This window comes from Rhodopseudomonas pentothenatexigens (assembly GCF_900218015.1).
GTDB classification, from domain to species: domain Bacteria; phylum Pseudomonadota; class Alphaproteobacteria; order Rhizobiales; family Xanthobacteraceae; genus Rhodopseudomonas; species Rhodopseudomonas pentothenatexigens.
Map to the genome: position 1 here is coordinate 1 of NZ_UFQQ01000003.1, position 24,044 is coordinate 24,044.

General features: G+C 67.6%; 17 protein-coding genes. 12 read left to right on the plus strand and 5 right to left on the minus strand.

Annotation, left to right across the window (positions count from 1 at the left end; translation table 11 throughout):
• Positions 1–347: 347 nt before the first annotated feature.
• Positions 348–1,223 (minus strand): bifunctional DNA-formamidopyrimidine glycosylase/DNA-(apurinic or apyrimidinic site) lyase, encoded by an 876-nt coding sequence (gene mutM / locus DWA33_RS02935; protein ID WP_114356612.1) that lies wholly within the window; start codon positions 1,221–1,223, stop codon positions 348–350.
• A 266-nt stretch (positions 1,224–1,489) separates the two neighbouring features.
• Here mutM and ubiE point away from each other — a divergent pair, with 266 nt between their 5' ends.
• The 12 genes from ubiE (at position 1,490) to DWA33_RS02995 (ending at position 19,563) form a co-directional block, all read left to right on the plus strand.
• A complete protein-coding gene (gene ubiE, locus DWA33_RS02940) occupies positions 1,490–2,251 on the plus strand; it encodes a bifunctional demethylmenaquinone methyltransferase/2-methoxy-6-polyprenyl-1,4-benzoquinol methylase UbiE (protein ID WP_114356613.1) in 762 nt (253 codons plus the stop codon).
• A complete protein-coding gene (gene ubiB, locus DWA33_RS02945) occupies positions 2,248–3,825 on the plus strand; it encodes a 2-polyprenylphenol 6-hydroxylase (RefSeq protein ID WP_047307650.1) in 1,578 nt (525 codons plus the stop codon). Before ubiE ends, ubiB begins: the two co-directional genes overlap by 4 nt.
• Positions 3,826–3,878: 53 nt before the next feature.
• A complete protein-coding gene (gene coaBC, locus DWA33_RS02950) occupies positions 3,879–5,324 on the plus strand; it encodes a bifunctional phosphopantothenoylcysteine decarboxylase/phosphopantothenate--cysteine ligase CoaBC (protein ID WP_114356614.1) in 1,446 nt (481 codons plus the stop codon).
• Positions 5,321–5,779 (plus strand): dUTP diphosphatase, encoded by a 459-nt coding sequence (gene dut, locus DWA33_RS02955; RefSeq protein ID WP_114356615.1) that lies wholly within the window; start codon positions 5,321–5,323, stop codon positions 5,777–5,779. Before coaBC ends, dut begins: the two co-directional genes overlap by 4 nt.
• Positions 5,780–5,997: 218 nt before the next feature.
• Positions 5,998–8,511: a sensor histidine kinase gene (locus DWA33_RS02960; RefSeq protein ID WP_114356616.1), complete on the plus strand. Its 2,514-nt coding sequence runs from the start codon at positions 5,998–6,000 to the stop codon at positions 8,509–8,511.
• The gene (gene tsaE / locus DWA33_RS02965; RefSeq protein ID WP_114356617.1) at positions 8,508–10,028 is read left to right on the plus strand and encodes a tRNA (adenosine(37)-N6)-threonylcarbamoyltransferase complex ATPase subunit type 1 TsaE; all 1,521 of its coding nucleotides are present in this window, start codon (positions 8,508–8,510) and stop codon (positions 10,026–10,028) included. Before DWA33_RS02960 ends, tsaE begins: the two co-directional genes overlap by 4 nt.
• Before the next feature lie 103 nt (positions 10,029–10,131).
• Positions 10,132–10,443: a PilZ domain-containing protein gene (locus tag DWA33_RS02970; RefSeq protein WP_114356821.1), complete on the plus strand. Its 312-nt coding sequence runs from the start codon at positions 10,132–10,134 to the stop codon at positions 10,441–10,443.
• 147 nt (positions 10,444–10,590) lie between these two features.
• Complete coding sequence (locus tag DWA33_RS02975; RefSeq protein ID WP_114356822.1) at positions 10,591–11,313, plus strand: nucleotidyltransferase family protein; 723 nt, start codon at positions 10,591–10,593, stop codon at positions 11,311–11,313.
• Positions 11,314–11,381: 68 nt separating this feature from the next.
• A complete protein-coding gene (gene addB / locus DWA33_RS02980; protein WP_114356618.1) occupies positions 11,382–14,531 on the plus strand; it encodes a double-strand break repair protein AddB in 3,150 nt (1,049 codons plus the stop codon).
• On the plus strand, positions 14,528–18,013 hold the full coding sequence (gene addA, locus DWA33_RS02985; RefSeq protein WP_114356823.1) for a double-strand break repair helicase AddA: 3,486 nt from the start codon (positions 14,528–14,530) through the stop codon (positions 18,011–18,013). The genes addB and addA overlap by 4 nt, the downstream gene beginning before the upstream one ends.
• Before the next feature lie 96 nt (positions 18,014–18,109).
• Positions 18,110–18,430, plus strand: a complete 321-nt coding sequence (trxA, locus tag DWA33_RS02990) for a thioredoxin (RefSeq protein ID WP_011155644.1) — start codon at positions 18,110–18,112, stop codon at positions 18,428–18,430.
• Positions 18,431–18,501: 71 nt separating this feature from the next.
• Complete coding sequence (locus tag DWA33_RS02995) at positions 18,502–19,563, plus strand: ATP-dependent DNA ligase (RefSeq protein WP_283808597.1); 1,062 nt, start codon at positions 18,502–18,504, stop codon at positions 19,561–19,563.
• A 9-nt stretch (positions 19,564–19,572) separates the two neighbouring features.
• On the opposite strand, the gene DWA33_RS03000 is transcribed toward DWA33_RS02995, so the two are convergent.
• The 4 genes from DWA33_RS03000 to trpB form a co-directional block, all read right to left on the minus strand.
• Positions 19,573–20,901: a bifunctional folylpolyglutamate synthase/dihydrofolate synthase gene (locus DWA33_RS03000; RefSeq protein ID WP_114356619.1), complete on the minus strand. Its 1,329-nt coding sequence runs from the start codon at positions 20,899–20,901 to the stop codon at positions 19,573–19,575.
• Positions 20,898–21,884 carry an acetyl-CoA carboxylase, carboxyltransferase subunit beta gene (gene accD / locus DWA33_RS03005; RefSeq protein ID WP_114356620.1) on the minus strand — a complete coding sequence of 329 codons (987 nt, stop codon included), beginning with the start codon at positions 21,882–21,884 and terminating at the stop codon, positions 20,898–20,900. Before accD ends, DWA33_RS03000 begins: the two co-directional genes overlap by 4 nt.
• Before the next feature lie 109 nt (positions 21,885–21,993).
• Complete coding sequence (trpA, locus tag DWA33_RS03010; RefSeq protein ID WP_114356621.1) at positions 21,994–22,830, minus strand: tryptophan synthase subunit alpha; 837 nt, start codon at positions 22,828–22,830, stop codon at positions 21,994–21,996.
• Entirely contained in the window at positions 22,830–24,044 is a 1,215-nt protein-coding gene (gene trpB, locus DWA33_RS03015; protein ID WP_114356622.1) for a tryptophan synthase subunit beta, read from the minus strand. Before trpB ends, trpA begins: the two co-directional genes overlap by 1 nt.

The following is a 24,044-nucleotide window of genomic DNA, read 5'->3' on the forward strand; positions in this document are numbered from 1 at the left end:
AAGCCGATCCCAGCGCCAGCCTGAGACACCGGGCGCTGCGCCACTCGCCAAAAATAAAACCCCGCCGAAAATCGACGGGGTTTGTCAGCGGTCTGAGACCTCCCCGAAGGGAGGTCTCGTTTCGGTTTCCACTTCGGCCGTTTGGCCAATCTCGCTCACGCGTGGACCAAGATAACTTGGCGGGGAAGCGCTTTTTCAACCGATCTATCGCTTCGTGTAGATACAATACCGTACAAGATGCTTAGTTTCAATGACAACAGTTTCAAGTCTCGAATGGGCTCGATCCCTGCCAATACCTTGATCTGGCTAGATTATTCTCTGGTTGGAGCTTGTTCCGCAGATGCTGCCTACTTCTGACACTTCGGGCACCAGAACGTCGACCGGCCGTTCTGCACGAAGCGCTGCACCGTGCCGCCGCAGGTCGGGCACGGCTCGCCTTCGCGGTCGTAGACCTTGAACGAATGCTGGAAGTAACCGAGTTCGCCGCTGGTCTGGCGGTGGTCGCGCAGCGACGAGCCGCCGGCCTTGATCGCTTCGCCGAGCACCTCGCGGATCGCCTCCGTCAGCCGCACCGCGCGGTCGGTCGGCTCGCTTTTCCGATTGGCCAGAGCCGAGGCTTTGCGCTTCGGCGACAGGTGCGCGCGAAACAGCGCTTCGCAGACATAGATGTTGCCGAGGCCCGCGACCACGCGCTGGTCGAGCAGCGCCGCCTTGAGGCTGGTCTGCTTGCCGGCGCAGGACTTTGCCAGCAGGCTGGCGTCGAACGCGTTGCCGAGCGGCTCGGGGCCGAGGCCCTTCAGATGTGGCTCGATTTCGATCTCGCTGCGCGGAAACACCTTCATGAAGCCGAACCGGCGCGGATCGTTGAACACGATGCGGGCGCCGGACGCCATTTCGAATACGACGTGGTCGTGGGTGCGGTCCTCGCTGCGCGGATAGTGAAACTCGCCCGGCGTGGTCTCGCCGTCGGCCTCGACCACCCGGAACGAGCCGGACATCCCGAGATGCATCAGCAGCACGTCGCCGCTCGACAGATCCGCCAAGAGATATTTGGCGCGCCGGCCGAGGCCGGTCACGGTCTGACCGGTGAGGCGGGCGACGAAGTCCTTCTGCAGCGGAAACCGCAAGGTCTCCCGGTGTGCCACCGCGCGGTCGATCCGAAAGCCCTCCATCGCCGGCTGCAGCCCGCGGCGGACGGTCTCGACTTCGGGGAGTTCAGGCATGGAAAGCTCGTCGCTTGGCTCCCCCGTCACCCGAGAAGCGAAGCGACGACGCAAACCGAGGCCGCTCGGGCAGCCCGTGGATTGCTTCGCCGCGCGTGCAATGACGGGGAAGGCTTGATTCGTCGCGGAAATTCCCGCCCCTAAGCTAGGGCATTCAGGTGATAGCGCCTCCGGCCGTGGCGCGCTATATGGTCCGCCGCGGACCGCGTTTTCGTGTTTCGGGCGGTATTCGGCCCGAAAACCGTCCGCGCGCAGGAGTTGAAGGCATGACTGAGCCGGGCGAGACCACGCATTTCGGCTATCGCGACGTTCCGCTGGACGAGAAGCAGACGCTGGTCAACGACGTGTTTCACAGCGTCGCCGGCCGCTACGACCTGATGAACGATCTGATGTCGGGCGGCATGCACCGGTTGTGGAAGGACGTGATGATCACGACCCTCAACCCGCCGCGCGACGACACGCCGTTCCGGCTGCTCGACGTCGCCGGCGGCACCGGCGACATCTCGTTCCGCGCTGCCAAAGCGTCGGGCGCCGGCTTCCACGCCACCGTCTGCGACATCAACACCGATATGCTCGAAGTCGGCCGCCAGCGTGCGGCCGAGCGCCATCTCGACGACAAGGTCGATTTCGTCGAGGGCAATGCCGAGAGCCTGCAATTCGACGACCGCAGCTTCGATGCCTACACCATCGCTTTCGGAATCCGGAACGTGCCGCGGATCGATCTGGCGCTGAAGGAAGCCTATCGGGTGCTGAAGCCGGGCAGCCGCTTCCTGTGCCTGGAATTTTCGTCGGTCGACGTGCCGGGCCTGTCGAAGCTGTACGATTTGTTCTCGTTCAAGGTGATCCCGGAGATCGGCCGCGTCGTCACCGGCGATGCCGAGAGCTACCAGTATCTGGTCGAATCGATCCGCAAATTCCCCAAGCCGTATGATTTCGCCGAGATGATGCGTGACGCCGGCTTCGCGCGCGCCAACTGGCAGGTAATGAGCGGCGGCATCGTCGCGCTGCATTCGGGCTGGCGTTTGTGATCGCAGCACTCACTCATCTGGCGCGGCTCGGCCGCGCCGCCTTCGTGTTCGCGCGCGAGGGCGTGTTCGGCGTGGTCGATCCGGGTTTGATTCCGCCGGCCGGCCAGGTGCCGGTGCGGCTGGCGCGGCTGATCGAGCGAGGCGGCGCCAAGTCCGGGCCGCGGCTGTCGCGGGCGCTGACCCGCCTCGGCCCGGCCTATCTCAAGCTCGGACAATTCCTCGCCACCCGTCCCGACGTGGTCGGTGTGGCGATGGCGCGCGATCTGGAAAGCCTGCAGGACCGGCTGCCGCCGTTTTCGCAGGAGGAGGCCGAGCAGGCGATCGCCGCCTCGCTGGAACGCCCGGTTCGTGACGTGTTCGTCAGCCTCAGCGCGCCGGTCGCGGCCGCCTCGATCGCCCAGGTGCATCGCGGCGAGATCGAGGTCGACGGGGTGCGCAAGCAGGTCGCCGTCAAGGTGCTGAGGCCGAACGTGTCGGCGCGGTTCAGGCGCGATCTGTCCGACTTCTTCTATGTGGCCGAGAAGGCGGAAATCTATTCGGCCGAAGCGCGTCGGCTGCGGCTGGTCGAAGTCATCAACACCATGTCGCGCTCGGTCGCGATGGAGATGGACCTGCGGCTGGAGGCGGCCGCGGCGTCCGAGATGGCCGAGAACACCAAGGACGATCCGGACTTCCGCGTCCCCACCGTCGACTGGAATCGCACCACCCACAACGTGCTGACGATGGAGTGGATCGACGGCATCCCGCTCAACGATCACGCCCGCCTCCAGGCCGCAAATGTCGACACCGTCGAGCTCGGCCGCAAGGTGATCCAGAGCTTCCTGCGCCACGCGCTGCGCGACGGCTTCTTCCATGCCGACATGCATCCCGGCAATCTGTTCCTGGGCAGCGACGGGCGCCTGGTCGCGGTCGATTTCGGCATCATGGGGCGGTTGTTGCCGAACGAGCGGCGATTCCTCGCCGAAATCCTGCTCGGCTTCATCACCCGTAATTATCGCCGCGTCGCCGAGGTGCATTTCGAAGCCGGCTACGTGCCGCCGCATCACTCGGTGGAGAATTTCGCGCAAGCGATCCGTGCGATCGGCGAGCCGATCCACAATCGCACGGCCGAAGAAATCTCGATGGCCAAGCTGCTGACGCTGCTGCTCGAGGTCACCGGCCTGTTCGACATGCGGACCCGGCCGGAGCTGATTCTGCTGCAGAAGACCATGGTGGTGGTCGAAGGCGTGGCGCGGAGCTTCGATCCCAAGCTCGACATCTGGAAGGTCGCCGATCCGGTTGTGCGCGAGTGGATTCAGCGCAACCTCGGCCCGATCGGCAAGGTCGAAGGCGCGCTGGCCGGCGCCGGCGAACTCGGCCATACGCTGAGCGGCTTGCCGACCATCGTGTCGCGCGCCGTCACCGTGCTGAACCAGCTCGAGGTCATGACCAAGGACGGGCTGGTGCTGGCGCCGGAGACCATCGCCGCGATCGGCCGCACCGAGCGCGGCCGCACCCGGGGCCGGACGGTGGCGCTGTGGGTCATCGCCGCCACCTTCATCGGGGTGCTGATCGCGCTGTCGCGGATGATTTGACCGCATTGCATTCATCTCTTGATTGCAGTGCACGCGTCGAATAGCCTTCCCGCATGGCCAATCTGACGATCCGCAAGCTCGACGACGTGCTCAAGGCCGAACTCCGCCAGCGCGCGGCCGCCAATGGCCGCTCGATGGAGGACGAGGTTCGGGTGATCCTGCGCGACGCCTGCCACAAGCGGCTCGGCTTCGCGGAGTCTTCCTCAGCCGGCCCTGCTCTTCCGTCAGCCCCTGCGCCCGACGATCCGCCGGACGGCGCGCGTCCCCAGCCGCAGCCGGGTGGCGTGCGGGTGACGCTGATCGTCGGCGGTGGCATCGCGGCCTACAAGGCAATGGACCTGATCCGTCGGCTGAAGGAGCGCGGCGCCGACGTCCGCGTGGTGCTGACCAAGGCGGCCCAGCAGTTCGTCACCCCGCTGACCGCCAGCGCGCTGTCGCATCAGCGCTGCTACACCGATCTGTTCGATCCTGCGAGCGAGTTCGATGCCGGACACATCCGTCTGGCGCGCGACTGCGACCTGATCGTCGTCGCGCCGGCGACCGCCGACCTGATGGCCAAGATCGCCGGCGGTCATGCCGATGACCTTGCCACCGCGATCCTGCTCGCTACCAATCGCCAGATCCTGCTGGCCCCAGCAATGAATCCGCTGATGTGGAACAACGCCGCGACCCGGCGCAACGTCGCTCAGCTCAAGCAGGACGGCGTCGCGATGGTCGGCCCCAATGCCGGCGAGATGGCCGAACGCGGCGAGGCGGGCGTCGGACGGATGGCGGAGCCGATCGAGATCGCGGCTGCGGCCGAAGCGCTGTGGCGGCCGCAGCCGCCGAAGCCGCTGCTCGGCAAGCGGGTGCTGATCACCGCGGGCCCGACCCACGAGCCGATCGATCCGGTGCGCTACATCGCCAATCGTTCGTCCGGTAAACAGGGCTACGCGATAGCGGCCGCGGCCGCCGCCGCCGGCGCCGAGGTGGTGCTGATTTCCGGTCCGGTCGAACTGCGGGCGCCGGCGGGCGTCGATCTCACCCGCGTGGAGTCGGCGCGCGAGATGCTTGCTGCGGTGCAATCCGCATTGCCGGCGGATGTGGCGATTTTCGCTGCCGCGGTGGCGGACTGGCGGGTTGCTGCCGAAGGCGAGCAGAAGCTGAAGAAGGGTGCCGGCGGGCCGCCGCCGCTGCAGCTCACCGAGAATCCCGACATTCTGGCGACGATCTCGAAGCTGACCGAAGGCCGGCCGCCGCTGGTGGTCGGGTTTGCGGCCGAGACTGAAAACCTGATCGACAACGCCAACGCCAAGCTCGCGCGCAAGGGTTGCGACTGGATCGTCGCCAACGACGTGTCTCCGGCCACCGGCGTGATGGGCGGCGACCGCAACACCGTGCATCTGTTGATGCGCCACGGCGAGGCCACCGACCTCGAATCGTGGCCGCTGATGACCAAGGACGAAGTCGCGACCGCGCTCGTGGCGCGGATCGCCCAAGCAATGGCAGTTCCCGCATGACCCAAGTGATCACCGTCTTGATTCGCCACCTGCCGCACGGCGAAGGCTTGCCGCTGCCGGACTATCAGACCGCGCATGCCGCCGGGCTCGACCTGGTCGCGGCGGTCCCGCAGGACGCGCCGCTGACGCTTCAGCCCGGCCGCTACGTGCTGGTGCCGACCGGGCTCACCATCGCGCTTCCGGAAAACTACGAGGCCCAGGTGCGTCCGCGTTCGGGGCTCGCCGCCAAGCACGGCGTCACCATATTGAACGCACCCGGCACGATCGACGCCGATTATCGCGGCGAGATCGGAGTGCTGCTGATCAACCACGGCACCGAGCCGTTCAGCATCCGTCGCGGTGAACGCATCGCCCAAATGGTGATCGCGCCGGTCAGCCGCGCGCGGTTCGTGGCGGTCGATGCGCTGCCGGAAAGCGGCCGAGGCGCCGGCGGTTTCGGCTCGACAGGCCGCTGAGTAGCGACCCGCATTGAGGTGATACTTCCGCGACTCCACTAGATTTAGTGTCAAGCACGGTCGGAATCCGCGGCGGAAAATATAAACCGTCCGTTTACGAACGGTCGGGCCTCCGTTCACGGTCTGGACTCTTACCCCCCGAGTCGCGATGGCGATAATGTCCCGTGATTCGGCTATGGCGCGGCTTGTGAGTTGCGCCGTGCGGTTTGGGGCAATCGATGTCAGGCGTATTAGGGTCCATACGTCGGACCAGTCTGTCGTGCACCTGCCTGGTGCACGGTCTGGCTGGGACGGCCGTGATGGTCGCGTCGTCGCCGGCGCGAGCCGCCGACGATCAGCTGGCCGCCATCACCTCATCGCTGCTGCTCGATCTCAACCGCCACGAGATGATGACGCTGATCATCGCGCTCGCGGCGCTGGGCTTCTCGGTGATGTCGGCGATCGTTCTGGTGCGGACGCGGCAGCGCGCCAGCGCCCGCGAAGCCGGGCTGCGCGCCGATCTGCAGGGGCTGCAGGCGGAATCCGACCGCTTCCAGGCGCTGCTGTTCGCCGAGCCCCAGGTGCTGATCTCCTGGGCCGCCGGCGACAGCCGGCCGCAGATCAGCGGCGACACCGCGCTGTTCCTGTCTTCGGAGGCTCAGAACCGTCAGCCGCAGCGCATTCTCGCGTTCGGCACTTGGCTGCCGCCCGAGCCGGCGCTGCAGATGGATCATGCGGTCGATGCCCTGCTCGACAAGGGCGAGGGCTTTCTGCTGCAGCTCGTCACGTCGAGCGGGCGGTCGATCGAGGCGATGGGACGCGCCGTCGGCGGCCAGGCCGTCGTGCGCATCCGCGAACTGAGCGGCGTCCGGCGCGAACTCGCCGACATGACCCGGCGCTTCAAGGCGCTGCAGGACGAAACCGAGATGCTGCGCGGCTTCGCCACCGCCGCGCCGTGGCCGATCTGGACCCGGCGCACGGACGGAACGCTCAGCTTCGCCAACGCCGCCTATGCGCGCGCGACCGATGCCAGCGACGCGGCGGACGCGATCGGCCGCAATCTCGAATTGCTCGACAGTAGCGACCGCGCCGCTCTGGCCCGCTCGCTCGGCGACAGCGCCGAATTCACCGGTCGGTTGCCGATCGTGGTCGGTGGCGAGCGCCGCTATTTCGACGTGCGGGCGCTCAAGGTGCCCGGCGGCAGCGCCGGTATCGCGGTCGATGCCACCGAAACCGCCGCGCTCGGCGCCGCGCTCGAGCGAATGGCGGATGCGCATCGGCGCACCCTCGATCAGCTTTCGTCCGGTGTGGCTGTGTTCGATGCCCAGCGCCGGCTGAAGTTCTACAACGATTCCTATCGCAAGCTGTGGGACCTCGACCGGATTTTCCTCGATAGCCATCCCGACGACTCCACTGTGCTCGACCGTCTGCGCGCCGAACGCAAGCTGCCGGAGGAGCGAGACTTCAAGGCGTGGAAGAACAAGCTGCACGAAGCCTATCGGGCGGTCGAGGCCGACAAGGACGTCTGGTACCTGCCGGACGGCCGCGCCGTCAGCATCGTCACCACGCCGAACCCGGAAGGCGGCGTCACCTATCTGTTCGATGACGTCACCGAAAGTCTCGACCTGAAGCGCCGGTACGGCGGCCTGATCGACGTCCAGCGCGAGACGCTCGACAACCTGTCGGAAGCGGTCGCGGTGTTCGGCTCCAACGGCTGCGCGCAGTTGTTCAACCCGCCGTTCGCGCGGATGTGGAACCTGTCGGCCGAGGCGATGCAGAGCCAGCCGCACATCGAGACGATCGAAGCGTGGTGCCGGCCGCTGTTCGACGAGGACGTGTTCTGGCAGGCGCTGCGCGGCGCCATCACCGGCATCGACGATCGGCGCCATGTCCTGCTCAAGCTGGAGCGCAAGGACGGCAGCGTGCTGGCCTGCAAGACCATGCCGCTGCCCGACGGCGCCACCATGCTGACGTTCCAGGACATCACCGACACCGAGAATGTCGAGCGCGCGCTGCGCGAGCGCAACGAGGCGCTGGAGACGGCCGATCGTATCAAGATCGATTTCGTCCACCACGTCTCCTACGAGTTGCGCTCGCCGCTGACCACGATCATCGGCTTCGCGCACTTCCTCAGCGATTCGTCGACCGGGCCGCTCACCGACAAGCAGGCCGAGTACGTGAACTACATCACGACCTCGACCAACGCGCTGATGGCGATCATCAACAACATCCTGGATCTCGCCAGCATCGACGCTGGCGCGATGACCCTGAATCTTGGGCCGATCGACATCCGCAAGGCGATCGACGCGGCCGCCGAGGGAATCCAGGACCGGCTCGCACGGGACCAGATCGCGCTGCAGATCGACGTTGATCCGGGTATCGAGAGCTTCGTCGGTGACGAGCGGCGGGTGGTGCAGGTGCTCTACAATCTGCTCGCCAATGCGGTCGATTTCTCGCCGCAGCAGGGCACGGTGCGGCTCACGGTGCGCAGGGGCGAGAGCCGCGTGGCGTTCACCGTGACCGATGCCGGGCCCGGCATCGCTCCGGCCTTCAAGGAAAAGATGTTCGACCTGTTCGAGAGCGATCCGCAGGGTTCGCGCCATCGCGGCGCCGGGCTCGGCCTGTCGCTGGTCCGTTCGTTCGTCGAACTGCACGGCGGCAAGGTCCAGGTCGAATCGACGGTCGGCCGCGGCACCTCGGTGACCTGCGAGTTTCCGATCGAGCCGGCCGTCCAACGCCACGCCGCCGAATGAGCGCGGCGGCGACATTCTCCGTCGCGCTTGCCAACGAAGCCGCGACCACGCGGCTGATGGCCGAGGTTGCGCTGCTGATCGCCCCCGGCGACGTGGTCACGCTGTCGGGCGATCTCGGTGCCGGCAAGACCGCCGCTGCGCGGGCGATGATCCGCTATCTCGCGGCCGACGACATGCTGGAGGTACCGAGCCCGACCTTCACATTGGTGCAGACCTACGACTTGCCGCCCTATCCGTTACTACATGCGGATCTGTACCGCGTCGAAGATCCGTCCGAACTCGAAGAGATCGGATTGTCGCCGCTGCCGGACGGCACCGTCGCGCTGATCGAATGGCCGGAGCGCGCCGCCACGGCGTTGCCGGAAGACCGCATCGACATCGCGCTCAGCCATCGTCCCGCGCTCGGCCCGTCGGCGCGCGCGGCGGAAATCACCGGCCACGGCAAGGCCGTCAAGCAGGTCGAGCGGCTCGCCGCGCTGCGCAGCTTCATCGAGACCGCCGGCTACGCCGATGCCGAGCGTCGGCACATGCCGGGTGATGCGTCGACGCGCTCCTACGCGCGGCTGCAGCGCGGCTCCGAGAGCGTGATCCTGATGAACGCGCCGCGCCGTCCCGACGGTCCGGCGCTGTATGCCGGCAAGAGCTACAGCGCCGCGGTGCATCTGGCCGAGGACGTCCGCCCGTTCGTCGCCATCGGGCAGGGCCTGCGCGAGCGCGGCTTCTCGGCTCCGGCGATCCATCATGCCGATCTCGACGCCGGATTCCTGATCACCGAGGATCTCGGCAGCGTCGGCTTCGTCGAGGGCGATCCGCCGGCGCCGGTGGTCGCGCGCTATCAGGCCGCAACCGACATGCTGGCCGCGCTGCACGCCAAGCCGCTGCCGGATCATCTGCCGCTGTCGCCGCGCGAGAGCTATGCGGTGCCGACCTTCGACGAAGACGCGATGATGATCGAGGTCGGCCTGATGCTGGAATGGTACCTTCCGGATCGCGGCGCACCGCCGTCGGAAGTGACGCGCGCCGAGTTCGTCGCGCTGTGGCGCAAGCTGCTCGCCGGCATCGCGGCCGCGCCGCGCACCTGGGTGCTGCGCGACTATCACTCGCCGAATTTGATCTGGCTGGAGGATCGTCCCGGCATCGAGCGCGTCGGGATCATCGATTTTCAGGACACCGTGCTGGGCCCGGTCGCCTACGACGTCGTGTCGCTGCTGCAGGATGCCCGCATCGACGTGCCGGAAGCAGTCGAGCTGTCGCTGCTCGGTCGCTACGTCAAGACCCGGCTCGCCGCCGATCCCGAGTTCGACGCCGCCGGTTTCGCACGGCTCTATGCCGTGATGTCGGCGCAGCGGAACACGCGGCTGCTCGGAACTTTTGCCCGGCTCAACCGGCGAGACGGCAAGCCGCACTACTTGAAGAATCAGCCGCGGGTGTGGGCGTATCTGGCCCGCTCGCTGGCACATCCGGCGCTCGCCGAGGTCCGGGCCTGGTACCGGGACCATGTGCCGCCACCGCTCTGATTCGGCGGATTTCCTTTACCCATCTTTAGAGGCGGCCACGTAGTGTTGCGTGGTCGCTGAGGCATGGCCCGGCGGCGTCAAGACCGAACTGCAGGACTTCGAGATGGTTGCCGAACGCAATAAGGACGGCCGCGTGGTGTTCGACCGCGGCTTGCGCGCTCAGATGATGGCGATCGACGGAACCTGGCGTCGTCCCTGTCTGATCGAGGACGTCTCCGAGTTCGGCGCCAAGCTGACGATCGAGGGCTCGGTCGAAGGACTCAATTTGAAGGAATTCTTCCTGCTGCTGTCGTCGACGGGGCTGGCCTATCGGCGCTGCGAACTGAGCTGGATCAACGGGGACCAGATCGGCGTCACCTTCCTGCGCCTCGACAAGAAAAAGAAGCGCCAGGCCGCACAGGTCGAGGACGCCTGAGCCGCTCCGCTCATGCAGCCGGAGCGAAGCGCGCGCGTCGTATCGTCGTCATGATCGCCGACTACCCAGTGACCGCCTCCGATAGACCGATCGGAGTCGCGTGATACAATCGATTCGCGCCGCCTGGTGCGTTCCGAGTCGGAGACCATGACCGTTCGTCCCCACAAAGCCATGGTGCTGGCCGCCGGCCTCGGCCTGCGGATGCGCCCGCTGACCGAGCACATGCCGAAGCCGCTGGTGCGCGTCGCCGGCCGTCCGCTGCTCGACCACGTGCTCGACCGGCTGGCCGAGGTCGGCGTCACCGAAGCGGTCGTCAACGTCCACTATCTGCCGGATCAGATCATCGATCACGTGGCCGGGCGAACCAGCCCGCGGGTGATCATTTCGGACGAGCGCGATCAGGTGCTCGGCACCGGCGGCGCGGTGGTCAAAGCGCTACCGTTGCTCGGCGATGCGCCGTTCTATCACCTCAACGCCGACACGATGTGGATCGACGGCGTGCGGCCGAATCTGGCGCGGCTCGCCGAAGCGTTCGATCCGGCGCGGATGGACATCCTGCTGCTGATGGCGCCGACCGCGGGCAGCATCGGCTATGCGGGCAAGGGCGACTTCGCGATGAGCACCGACGGCAGCCTGCACAGGCGCAAGGAAACCGAGGTGGTGCCGTTCGTCTATGCGGGTGCCGCGATCATGTCGCCGGCGATCTTCAAGGACGCGCCGCAGGGCGAATTTTCGCTGACCAAAATGTTCGACAGCGCCGGCCAGCGACACCGGCTGCACGGGTTGCGGCTCGACGGCGTCTGGATGCATGTCGGCACGCCCGACGCGGTGGCTGCGGCCGAACGGGCGTATCTCGCCAGCGTCGCCTGAGGGGGCGCCGGCCACCTCCTTTCGCCGGATTTGCCGTGCCATGATGGCGAAGGCGAATCAGGACATCGATGCACCTTTTCAGCGTTCCATCTTCGGCGCCATTTCTGCGCACGACCATCGCGGCGCTGGTCGACGGCCGGCTGGTCGACGGCTTCGAGGCGCGTAGCGCGCCGGAGCGGCTCGCCGACGCCACGCTGTATCTGCCGACCCGGCGCGCCGGCCGCATGGCGCGCGAGATCTTCCTCGACGTGCTCGGCGCCGACGCCGTGCTGCTGCCGCGGATCGTCGCGCTCGGCGATATCGACGAAGATGAGCTGGCGTTCGCGCAGGCCGCATCGGGGCTCGCCGATCTGGAAATTCCCCCCGCGCTCGACGGGCTGCCGCGCCGCTTGCTGCTGGCGCAGCTGATCGCGGGCTGGGCCGCCCGGCTGAAGCCGGACGATCCGGCGCAAGCGCCGCTGGTGGTCGGGGGGCCGGCCTCGGCGCTGGCGCTCGCCGATGATCTGGCGCGGCTGATCGACGATATGTCGACCCGCGGCGTCGACTGGTCGGCGCTCGGGAAGCTGGTGCCCGACGCATTCGATCGCTACTGGAGCCTCACGCTCGAATTTCTCGAGATCGCCGGCCACGCCTGGCCGCAACATCTGAAAGAGACCGACCGGATCGAACCGGCGGCGCGGCGTGATCGGCTGATCGATGCGGAGGCGCAGCGGTTGGCAACCCAGCGCACCGGTCCGGTGATCGCCGCCGGTTCGACCGGCTCGATGCCGGCGACCGCGAAGCTGCTCACCGCGATCGCAGGGCTGCCCCACGGCGCAGTGGTGCTGCCCGGCCTCGACATCGATCTGGACGACGCGGCATGGGATCTGATCGGCGGCAGCCGCGACCGGCAGGGCAAGCCGGTGGCGCCGCCGTCGCCGAATCATCCGCAATACGCCATGCACGGCCTGCTCGAACGGATGGGTGTGACGCGCCGCGAGGTGCAGCAGCTCGGCACGCCGGCCCGCCACGGCCGCGAACTGCTGGCCTCCGAGGCGCTGCGGCCGTCGTCGGCGACGGCGGTGTGGCACGACCGGCTGAAGGAGGCCGAGGTCGATCGCCTGATCGGCGAAGGCGCAGATGGACTGACGCTGATCGAAGCGCCGAATTCGGAAGCCGAGGCTTTGGCGGTTGCGGTGGTGCTGCGCGAGGCGCGTGAGCAGTGCAAGACCGCAGCGCTGGTGACGCCGGATCGCGCGCTGGCGCGCCGCGTCGTCGCCGCGCTCGGCCGCTGGCATCTGCCGGTGGACGATTCCGGCGGCGACTCGCTGATGGAGACGCAGCCAGGCATCTTCGCGCGGCTCGCGGCCGAGACCGCGCTCGAAGGCTGCGAACCGGCGACGCTGCTGGCGCTGCTCAAGCATCCGCTGCTGCGGCTCGGCCGCGCCGATCATGGCTGGCGTAGCGCGATCGAAACCCTGGAACTCGCGCTGCTGCGCGGCCCACGGCCGCCCCCCGGCTGCGACGGGCTGGCCAAGGAATTCGCGATCTTCCGGGAAGAGCTTGCCAAGCTGAAGCGCGGCGAAGCCAGCGCGCTGCATCCGTCCGAGCCGCGCACGCGATTGTCCGAACCGAGCCTCGATGAAGCGCAGCAACTCATCGCACAGCTCAAAGCCGCGCTCGCACCGCTGGAGGCGTTCGGACCGAGCCCGCTAGATCTGTCCGAGATCGGCGCGCGGCATCGCGACGTCTTGAAGGCGTTGACGGCCGATCACGACGGCATCGTCGAAGCGTTCGAAGGCCCGCAAGGTTCGGCATTGCTCCGCGCGTTCGACGATCTCGCCGCAGTCGGTCCGGCGAGCGGCGTACTGGTCGCGGCGCGCGACTATGGCGAAGTGTTCGAGACCGCGTTCGGCGATCGCGTGGTTCGCCGTCCCGAACGCGCCGAGGCGCCGATCCGCATCTACGGCCCGCTCGAAGCGCGGCTGACGCAGCAGGACCGGGTCGTGCTCGGCGGACTGGTCGAGGGCGTGTGGCCGCCGGCGCCGCGGATCGACCCGTGGCTGAGCCGGCCGATGCGGCACGAACTCGGGCTCGATCTGCCGGAGCGCCGCATCGGCCTGTCGGCGCACGACTTCGCGCAGGCGCTCGGCGCCGACGAGGTGTTCATCAGCCACGCGGCCAAAGTCGGCGGTGCGCCGGCGGTGGCGTCGCGCTTCCTGCACCGGCTCGAAGCGGTCGCCGGCGCGGATCGCTGGAAGGCGATGAAGGCGCGCGGGCAGAAATATCTCGACTACGCGCACGAACTGGATCGCCCCGAAACCGTGACGCCGATCGCGCAGCCCGCGCCGAAGCCGCCGCGGATCGCGCGGCCGCTGAAGCTGCCGGTCACCGCGATCGAGGACTGGCTGCGCGATCCTTATACGATCTATGCCAAGTACATCCTGCGGCTGTCGCCGCTCGATCCGGCCGACATGCCGCTGTCGGGCGCCGATCGCGGCTCGGCGATCCACGCGGCGCTCGGCGAATTCACCGAGCGCTACCAGGACGCACTGCCGGACGATCCGGTGACGGCGCTGCGCCAAATCGGCCAGAAACATTTTGAGCCGCTGATGGACCATGCCGAAGCCCGTGCGCTGTGGTGGCCGCGCTTCCTGCGAATCGCGACCTGGTTCGGCGCGTGGGAGCAGCGGCGCCGTGCTGGCGTCGTGCAGGTGCAGGCGGAGCGCCGCGGCACGCTGACGATCCCGCTTGGTGGGGAACGCAATTTCGAATTGTCGGCGCGCGCCGACCGCATCGAACGTCGCGACGACGGCAGCTACGCGATCCTCGACTACAAGACCGGACATCCGCCGACCGGCAAACAAGTGCGGATGGGGCTGTCGCCGCAGCTCACGCTGGAAGCGGCGATCCTGCGCGACGGTGGCTTCGAGGATATTCCGGCTGCCGCCTCGGTGAGCGAGCTCACTTACGTCAAGCTGAGCGGCAATACGCCGCCGGGCGATGAGCGCGTGCTTGAACTGAAGATCGAACGCAAGGACGAGCCGCAGCTCCCCGACGATGCCGCCGATGAAGCGCGCGCTAAGCTGGAAGGTTTGGTCCGCCGCTTCGAGGACGAGAAGCAGCCCTATCGTTCGCTGGTGCTGTCGATGTGGTCGCAGCGCTACGGCACCTACGACGATCTGGCGCGGATCAAGGAATGGTCGGCGGCCGGCGGTCGCGGAGACGCGTCGTCATGAGCCGCGTCATTCCCAACGAAGCACGTGCCCGGCAGGAGATCGCGTCCGATCCGTCGGCATCGGTGTTCGTCTCCGCCAATGCCGGCTCGGGCAAGACCCATGTGCTGGTTCAGCGAGTCATTCGCCTGCTGCTCGACGGCGTCTCGCCGGAGCGCATCCTGTGTATCACCTTCACCAAGGCAGCGGCCGCCAACATGGCCGAGCGGGTGTTCACCACGCTCGGCCATTGGGTGAAGCTCGACGACGAGGAATTGTCAGCGGCGATTCGCGCCACCGGCGTCAAGACGGTCGGCCCCTCACTGCTGGCGCAGGCGCGAAAATTGTTCGCCTGCGCGCTGGAGACGCCGGGCGGGCTGAAGGTGCAGACCATCCACGCGCTGTGCACGCGGCTGCTGCAGCAGTTTCCGTTCGAGGCCAACGTGCCGGCGCGGTTTTCCGTGCTCGACGACCGCGACCAGGCCGAGCTGATGCAGCGCGCCAGCCTCGACGTGCTGCTGCGCGCCGCCGCGGCGCCGGACAGCGACGCCGGGCGCGCGCTGGCGTTCGCCATGACGAGTGCCGCTGACGTCACCTTCCGCGATGTGGTGCAGGAAGCCTGCATGAGCCGCGATCGCTTCATGGCGTGGGTGGCGCAGGCCGGTAGCGTCGAGCGTGCGATGGCGCAATTGTCCGCCACGCTTGGCGTTGTGCCGGACGATAGCTGCGCGGCGGCCGATCGCGACATCGTCGACGGGCCGAACCTGCCGCGCTCGGAATGGGCTGCCGTCGCCGCGACATTCGAAGACGGCAGCGCCAACGATCAGGCGCAGGGCAGGCGGTTGCGTGCCGCGCTGGCGCTGGCGGATGCGGCGCAAATCGAAGCCTATCTCCAGGTGTTCTTCACCAAGGATAGCGGCCTGCGCAAAAGCCTGATCACCAAGAAGCTCGGCGACGGCGCGCCCGGCCTCGCCGAGAGGCTGCAGCGCGAAGGCGCGCGGCTTGGTGCTCTGCTCGAACGGCGCCGCGCATTGGCGTTGCGGGAACGCACGCGGGCGCTGCTGGTGATCGCCGCCCAGGTTGCCGGCAACATCGCGCGCGAGAAGCGCGAGCGTGGGCTGCTCGATTACGACGACCTGATCGACAAGACGCTGGCGATGCTCGACAGCGGCGCGGCCGGGTGGGTGCATTTCAAGCTCGACCGCGGCGTCGATCATGTGCTGATCGACGAGGCGCAGGATACGTCGCCGAAGCAGTGGAAGATCGTGGCCCGGCTGATCGACGAGTTCACGTCGGGCGAGGGCGCGCGCGATGGCATCAAACGCACCATCTTCGCGGTCGGCGACGAGAAGCAGTCGATCTTCTCGTTCCAGGGCGCGGTGCCGAAGGAGTTCGCCGAGTGGCGTGACCTGTTGCAGCGGCGGTTCAGTGGTGCCGGGCTGACCTTCGAGAAGGTGGCGTTCAACTACTCGTTCCGCTCCGGCGCCGCGATCCTGCAATCGGTCGATCAGGTGTTCCGCGATCCGGCGATCTACCGCAGCATCCACGCCGACTCGACCTACCCGCTGCATCAGTCGCTCGCCGATGCAGGGCCGAGCCTGATCGATCTGTGGCCGCTGGAAGTCCCGGACGATCGCCAACAGATCGAAGGCTGGCAGGCGCCGTTCGATGCGGTGTCCGAGACCAGTCCCGAGGTCCGGCTCGCCGACAAGGTGCGGGCAGAGATTGGCGCACTGATCACGCGCGGCACCCAGACCGGTCCGATGGGCCGCCGCCGGCCGCTGAGCTATGGCGACGTGCTGATCCTGGTGCGGCGGCGTGGCTCGGCGTTCGACGCGGTGATCCAGGCGCTGAAACGCGGCGGCATCCCGGTCGCCGGCGCCGACCGGCTGAAGCTGACCGAGCACATCGCGATCATCGACCTGATGAATCTCGCCGACGCACTGCTGCTGCCGCAGGACGATCTGGCGCTCGCAGTGGCGCTGAAGAGTCCACTGTTCGGGCTCGATGACGACGACCTGTTCAAACTGGCCTGGCAGCGCAAGGGTTCACTACGCGCTGCGCTGGCCGATCATGCTGCGTCTGATCCGAAGTTAGCGGCCGTGCAGCGCCGGCTGGAGAGCTACGCGGCGCGGGCACAGGCCGAAACGCCGTTCGGGTTCTTTGCCTGGCTGCTCGGCGGCGACGGCAGCGACAGCGGCCGCGCCCGCATCCTACGCCGGCTCGGGCCGGAGGCTAACGATGCGCTCGACGAGTTTCTCGAGCTGGCGCTGAGCTTCGAGCAGAAGCGGGCGCCGTCGCTGCAAGGCTTCATGGCGTGGCTGCGCGAAGCCGACACCGAGATCAAACGCGACATGGAAATCTCCCGCGACGAAGTCCGGGTGATGACTGTGCACGGCGCCAAGGGTCTGGAAGCGCCGGTGGTGTTCCTGATCGACACCACCTCGTCGCCGGCCGACACCCAGCGGCTCAACCTGATCCGGCTGCCGGGCGGCAACGCCGCGCCGGGCTCGGTCGCCGCGATGGTGTGGGCGGGACGCAAGGCCGACGATCCGAGCGTCGTCGAGCAGGCGCGCAGCGCGATGATCGAGGAGACCGAGGACGAATATCGCCGGCTGCTGTACGTGGCGATGACCCGCGCGGCCGACCGGCTGATCGTCGGTGGCTGCATGCCGGGCAACCGCAACGAGGTGCGGCCGCACTCCTGGTATGATCTGATCAGCAAGGGGCTGGAGTCGTCCGGACTGATGATGCAGCCGGTCCCGCCCGAGGGTGTGATCAAGCGCTACTGCCGCCCGGAGGACGTGATCGAGGAAACTGGCGCGGCGACGCCGCGCCACGAGGCGACGGTCACGTTGCTGCCGGACTGGCTGCGCCGGCCGGCGCCCGGCTTACCGTCTGCCGAACAGGTGCTGCGGCCCTCGGATGCCGACGACGATGATCGGCGCCGGCTGCGGCCGGGAGAGTCCGACGCTAGCCGTAGCCGCGCGCTGCAGCGCGGCACGCTGGTGCACCGGCTGCTGCAATCGCTGCCGGAGATCGCGGTTGTCGATCGCTCGGTGGCGGCAGACCGGTTCCTCGCCCGCAATGCGCCGGATTGGAGCGAGGAGGATCGGGATGCGCTCGTCGCCCAGGTGCTCGGGCTGATTGCCGATGCGAGGTTTGCGGCGGTGTTCGGCCCCGGCAGCCGCGCCGAGGTGCCGATCGTCGGCCGGCTGCAGCGCCGCGGTGGGCCGGTGCTGGTGTCCGGCCAGATCGACCGCCTGGTCGTGACCGAGACCGAGGTCCTGATCGTCGATTACAAGACCAACCACGCCCCGCCGCGGGTCGAGGCGGAGGCGCCGCGCCCTTACGTCCGCCAGCTCGCCCGCTACCGCGCGTTGCTCGGCGCGATCTATCCACAGCGCACCGTCCGGGCCGCCCTGCTCTGGACCGAAGCGGCTGAAATCATGGAGATTTCGGCCTCTGCGCTGGACGCGGAGCAGGCCGATCTGACGGTGCCGTGAGCCGTGCTTGACCGCACCGCGGCGCGTTCATACGTTCACCCGTCATCACGGCGCGATTCCCGCCGCCGCTCTTCATCCGGTTTCACGAGGTATCCCATGGCCGTTGGTAAGGTGTCAGACGCCGATTTCGAAAACGAGGTTCTCAACGCCCAGGGGCCTGTGGTGGTGGACTTCTGGGCCGAGTGGTGCGGCCCCTGCCGCATGATCGCGCCGGCGCTCGACGAAATCGCCGGGGCGATGGGCGACAAGGTCAAGATCGTGAAGCTCAACGTCGACGAGAGCCCGGTCACCGCCTCGAAGTATGGCGTGATGTCGATCCCGACCCTGATGATCTTCAAGGGCGGCGAAATGGCCTCGCGCCAGGTCGGCGCCGCGCCGAAGGCCAAGCTGCAGCAGTGGATCTCGGCCGCGGTCTGAACTCCGACGCTCCATGAACGTTCTGAGACGGCCGGCAATCCGCCGGCCGTTTTGCGTTTAGGGTGTCCTGCGTGGCGGCAAGAGCCAAGTCGTCGAAGACCAAATCCGCCGCGCCGATCGAGCCGATGGAGGCGCGGTCGGTCGATGCGATCCCGACCGGATCGGAGTGGCAGTACGAGCCGAAATGGGACGGCTTCCGTTGTCTGCTGGTGCGGAACGGCGATGATGTCGCGCTGTGGTCGAAGTCGGGTGAAGACCTCACCCGCTACTTCCCCGAACTTGTTGCAGCGGCGCTGAAGCTGAAGGCCGAGCGCTTCGTACTCGACGGTGAGATCGTCGTGCCGCAGGAGCGGACATTCTCGTTCGACGACCTGTTGCAGCGGATTCACCCTGCGGCCAGCCGCGTGAAGAAGCTGGCCACCGAAACGCCGGCGATGCTGATCGTGTTCGATCTGCTCGCCGGCCCGCGCGACGACCGGCTCGCGGCTGCGCCGCTGGGGGAGCGGCGCGAGGCGCTCGAAGCTTTCGCCGAGGCGCAGTTCAAGGGCCATCCGACGTTCCGGCTGTCGCCGGTCACCACCAGCGACAAGCAGGCCGCGAACTGGCTGGCGCAGGCCGGTGGCGGCTCCGACGGCGTGATCGCCAAGCGCCGCGATCTCGCTTACCAGTCCGGCAATCGCGACGGCATGCAGAAGATCAAGAAATTCCGCAGCGCCGATTGCGTGGTCGGCGGCTTCCGCTACGGCAGCGCGCCGCTCGGCGGCCGTAAGGTGGTCGGCTCACTGCTGCTCGGGCTCTACGATAAAGCCGGCCTGCTGCATCACGTCGGCTTCACCTCGGCGCTGAAACGTGCCGAGAAACCGGCGCTGACCGACAAGCTCGAAGAGTTGCCCGGTGAAGGCTTCACCGGCAATGCGCCGGGCGGTCCGAGCCGGTGGTCGACGGCGCGATCGGCGGAGTGGCAGCCGCTTGCCCCGAAGCTGGTGGTCGAAATCTGCTACGATCATTTCAGCGGCGAACGGTTTCGCCACGGCACCAGCCTGCTGCGCTGGCGCCCCGACAAGGCGCCGCGGCAATGCACGATGGATCAGCTCGAGCAGAAGCAGGTCGATCCGATCAAGCTGCTGGCGTGAGCCGAACGATCAGTTCGGCGGTGTGCCGTTGAGGCCCAGCACGTGGCCGGCGAGATACAAGGACCCGGTGATCAGGATACGCGGCGGCAGTTCGTAGGCCAGCGATGCGATCCGTCGCAGCGCCGCCGGGACGTCGTCGACAAGCTCGACGCGCAGGCCGAGCGCGCGGCCGGCGTCGGCGAGGCGCTCCGGCGGCATCGCGCCATCGCGGTTCGGGATCGGCACCACGATCAGGTGACGCGTCAGCCCGGTGAAGTTGGCGAGGAACGCGGCGGCGTCCTTGTTGGCCATCATCCCGGCGATCAGCACCAGCGGCCGCGACACGCGCTCTTCGAGGTCGCCGAGCGCGGCGGCGGCGACGCGTCCGCCGTCGGCATTGTGACCGCCGTCGAGCCACAGCTCGCAGCCGGCCGGTGCATCGTCGAGCAGCCTGCCCGAAGTGATCCGCTGCATCCGTGCCGGCCACTCTGCCGCCTGTAGTCCGGCCTGATAGGCGTTCTGCGGAATCGTGAAGTGCGATTGTGCGCGCAGCGTCGCGATCGCGAGGCCCGCATTGTCGATCTGATGCCGGCCGAACAATTTCGGCGCGTCGAGGTCGAGCAGGCCGCGTTCGTCCTGATAGGCCAGCCGGCCATGTTCGAGCTGGACGTGCCATTGCTGGCCGCAGGCGAACAGCGGCGCACGCAGCCGCTTGGCTTCGCGCTCGATCACCTCCATCGCCTCGTCGCGCTGCTCGGCGACGATCACCGGCGCCCCGCGGCGCAGGATGCCTGCCTTTTCGGCCGCGATGTCGGCGATGGTCGGGCCCAGGAACTCGGTGTGGTCGATGCCGATCGGCGTCAGCACGCAAGCGAGCGGTTGCTCGATCACGTTGGTGGCGTCGAGCCGGCCGCCGAGGCCGACTTCGAGCAGCGTGACGTCGGCGGGATGCTGCGCGAACAGCCACAGCGCGGCGGCGGTCTCGATTTCGAACAGCGTGATCGGCACGCCGGCGTTGACGCGTTCGCAATGCGCCAGCGCCGCCAGCAATTCGTCGTCACCGACCAGCCGGCCGGCGATCCGGATGGTCTCGTTGACACGGACCAGATGCGGCGAGGTGTAGGCGTGGACCTTCAGTCCTGCGGCTTCCAGAATCGCGCGCAGGAACGCGACGGTCGAGCCCTTGCCGTTGGTGCCGGCGACATGGATCACCGGCGGGAGCTTGCGCTCAGGATGGCCGAGGGCGGCGAGTAGCCGCTCGATCCGCCCGAGCGTGAGGTCGATCGCGATCGGATGCAGCCGCGCCAGGCGCGCGCGTAGTTCGCCGAGCGAGGCCGGCGGCGCGGTGCCTTCGCTCACGCCTGCGGCGGGGCCGGCTGGGCCGGCGGCTCGGTCGGCGCCGGAGCCGCGGTCTTCTGTTCGGGGGCTTCGGCCTCCGGCTCGGCCTGGGCGACGGCTTCGGCCGGTGTCTCGACCGCGGTGGTGACGGTCAGCGCCGGCGACTTGGTCAGCAGCCGGCACAGCCGCGCCAGCGTCGGGCGCAGGTCGTGGCGATGCACCACCATGTCGACCATGCCGTGGTCCTTGAGATACTCGGCGCGCTGGAAGCCGTCGGGCAGCTTCTCGCGGATGGTCTGTTCGATCACACGGGCGCCGGCGAAGCCGATCAGCGCGCCCGGTTCGGCGATGTGGATGTCGCCAAGCATCGCGTAGGACGCGGTGACGCCACCGGTGGTCGGATTGGTCAAGACCACGATGTAGGGCAGCTTGGCTTCGCGCAGCATCTGCACCGCGACCGTGGTGCGGGGCATCTGCATCAGCGACAGGATGCCTTCCTGCATCCGGGCGCCGCCGGAGGCCGCGAACATGATGAAGGGCGCGTGCTTTTCGACCGCGAGCTCCATGCCGCGGATGATCGCTTCGCCGGCCGCCATGCCGAGCGAGCCGCCCATGAAGTCGAAGTCCTGCACCGCGACCACGACCGGCGACGTTTCGAGCTTGCCGAAGCCGACGCGGACCGCGTCATGGGCGCCGGTCTTGGTGCGGGCGTCCTTGATGCGGTCGGCGTATTTACGTTCGTCGCGGAATTTCAGCGGGTCGGCCACCACTTCGGGCAGCGCGACGTCGTACCAGGTCTCGTTGTCGAAGATCGACTTCAGGCGTGCCAGCGCGCCCATCCGCATGTGATAGTTGGAGCCGGGGATGACGAACTGGTTCTGCTCGACGTCCTTGTAGAACACGAGCTGCCCGGTATCCGGACATTTGATCCAGAGGTTCTCCGGAGTCTCGCGCCGCAGCATGTTGCGGATCTTCGGACGGACGACGTTGGTCAACCAGTTCATGACGTGCTCCGCGCGTCGCCCGACGAGGCGCCGCCTGGGTTCATGGCATTGTCAGGATATGGCGGCGGGGCACGGCCCCGTCCAGACCATCGTCCTGGTTCGATTGCTGCTATTCCGCAGCCTGTTTCGCACCGCGAACGCCGGCCGCCAGCGAGGCGACCAGATCCGCCACCGCGCCGACCGTGGCCCTGGTGGCGCGGCCCTCGGAGTCGAGGCTGGCCTTGAGCGCATCGATCAGAGCCGAGCCCACCACCGCGCCGTTCGCCTGCGCGGCGATCGCCTGCGCCGCATCCGGCGTGCGGATGCCGAAGCCGACGCAGACCGGCAGGTTGGTGTGACGTTTGATCCGCTGCACCGCGGCACCAACCGCCGAGGCGTCCGCCGCGGCCGATCCGGTGATGCCGGTGATCGAGACGTAATAGACGAAGCCCGAAGTATTGGCGAGCACCGCCGGCAACCGCTTTTCGTCGGTGGTCGGGGTGGCGAGGCGGATGAAATTGAGCCCGGCCTTCATCGCCGGCAGGCACAGCTCTTCGTCCTCTTCGGGCGGCAGATCGACGATGATCAGGCCGTCGACACCGGCCTGCTTGGCGTCGGCCAGGAAGGCATCGACGCCGTAGATGTAGATCGGGTTGTAGTACCCCATCAGTACGATCGGCGTGGCGTTGTCGGTGGCGCGGAAGTCGCGGACCAACCCCAACGTCTTCTTCAGCGTGGTGCCGGCCTTCAGGGCGCGCAGGCCGGCGGCCTGGATCGCCGGACCGTCCGCCATCGGATCGGTGAACGGCATGCCGACTTCGATCACGTCGGCGCCTGCGGCCGGCAGCGCTTTGAGGATCTGCAGCGAGGTGTCGAGATCGGGATCGCCCGCCATCACGAAGGTAACGAGCGCGGGACGGCCCTGCTGCTTCAGCTCGGTGAAGCGTGTGTCGATGCGGGTGGTCATCAGAACTTGCCCCCGAGATGTTCGGCGACCGAGGCGAGATCCTTGTCGCCGCGGCCGGACATGTTGACGACCATCAGGTGATCCTTCGGCAGCTTCGGCGCGAGGTCGGCGACCTTGGCGAGCGCGTGGCTCGGCTCCAGCGCCGGGATGATGCCTTCGAGCCGGCAGCACAGCTTGAACGCGTCGAGCGCTTCGGTGTCGGTGGCGGACAGGAAATTGACGCGTCCGACGTCATGCAACCAGGAGTGCTCCGGCCCGACGCCCGGATAGTCGAGGCCGGCGGAGATCGAATGCGCTTCCTCGATCTGGCCGTCCGCATCCATCAGCAGATAGGTGCGATTGCCGTGCAGCACGCCGGGCTTGCCGCCGGCAATCGAGGCCGCGTGCAGCTTGTCGAGCCCGTGGCCGGCGGCTTCGACGCCGTAGATCGCCACGCCCGGATCGTCGAGGAACGGATGGAACAGGCCCATCGCGTTGGAGCCGCCGCCGATGCAGGCGACCAGGGAGTCGGGCAGGCGCCCTTCGGCCTGCATGATCTGCTCGCGAACTTCCTGACCGATCACCGCCTGAAAGTCGCGCACCATCATCGGATAGGGGTGCGGGCCCGCCACGGTGCCGATGCAGTAGAAGGTGTCGTGGACGTTGGTGACCCAGTCACGCAGCGCCTCGTTCATCGCGTCCTTCAGCGTGTTGGCGCCGGAGGTGACCGGGCGGACTTCGGCGCCGAGCGCCTTCATCCGCAGCACGTTGGGCTGCTGGCGTTCGACGTCGACCGCGCCCATGAACACCACGCATTGGAGACCGAACTTGGCGCACATCGTCGCGGTGGCGACGCCGTGCATGCCGGCGCCGGTCTCGGCGATCACCCGCGGCTTGCCCATCCGCTTGGCCAGCATGATCTGGCCGAGCACGTTGTTCACCTTGTGGGCGCCGGTGTGGTTGAGGTCTTCCCGCTTGAAGTAGATCTTGGCGCCGCCGAAATGCTCGGTCAGCCGCTCGGCGAAATACAGCGCCGAGGGACGTCCGACATAGTGCTTGAGATGGCCGTCCATCTCGGCGCGGAACGCCGGGTCGACCTTGGCTTCCGCATAGGCCTTTTCCAGGTCGAGGATCAGCGGCATCAGCGTCTCGGCGACGAAGCGGCCGCCATAGATGCCGAAGTGCCCGCGCTCGTCGGGGCCGGACCGGAAGGAATTCGGCAAAGCTTGGTTCAT

Coding starts and splice junctions, on each gene's coding strand:
- trxA (WP_011155644.1), top strand. CDS start 18,110: ATGGCCGTTGGTAAGGTGTCAGACGCCGATTTCGAAAACGAGGTTCTC.
- coaBC (WP_114356614.1), top strand. CDS start 3,879: ATGGCCAATCTGACGATCCGCAAGCTCGACGACGTGCTCAAGGCCGAA.
- tsaE (WP_114356617.1), top strand. CDS start 8,508: ATGAGCGCGGCGGCGACATTCTCCGTCGCGCTTGCCAACGAAGCCGCG.
- dut (WP_114356615.1), top strand. CDS start 5,321: ATGACCCAAGTGATCACCGTCTTGATTCGCCACCTGCCGCACGGCGAA.
- DWA33_RS02970 (WP_114356821.1), top strand. CDS start 10,132: ATGGTTGCCGAACGCAATAAGGACGGCCGCGTGGTGTTCGACCGCGGC.
- trpA (WP_114356621.1), bottom strand. CDS start 22,830: ATGACCACCCGCATCGACACACGCTTCACCGAGCTGAAGCAGCAGGGC.
- ubiE (WP_114356613.1), top strand. CDS start 1,490: ATGACTGAGCCGGGCGAGACCACGCATTTCGGCTATCGCGACGTTCCG.
- accD (WP_114356620.1), bottom strand. CDS start 21,884: ATGAACTGGTTGACCAACGTCGTCCGTCCGAAGATCCGCAACATGCTG.
- addB (WP_114356618.1), top strand. CDS start 11,382: ATGCACCTTTTCAGCGTTCCATCTTCGGCGCCATTTCTGCGCACGACC.
- DWA33_RS02975 (WP_114356822.1), top strand. CDS start 10,591: ATGACCGTTCGTCCCCACAAAGCCATGGTGCTGGCCGCCGGCCTCGGC.
- addA (WP_114356823.1), top strand. CDS start 14,528: ATGAGCCGCGTCATTCCCAACGAAGCACGTGCCCGGCAGGAGATCGCG.
- mutM (WP_114356612.1), bottom strand. CDS start 1,223: ATGCCTGAACTCCCCGAAGTCGAGACCGTCCGCCGCGGGCTGCAGCCG.
- trpB (WP_114356622.1), bottom strand. CDS start 24,044: ATGAACCAAGCTTTGCCGAATTCCTTCCGGTCCGGCCCCGACGAGCGC.
- DWA33_RS02960 (WP_114356616.1), top strand. CDS start 5,998: ATGTCAGGCGTATTAGGGTCCATACGTCGGACCAGTCTGTCGTGCACC.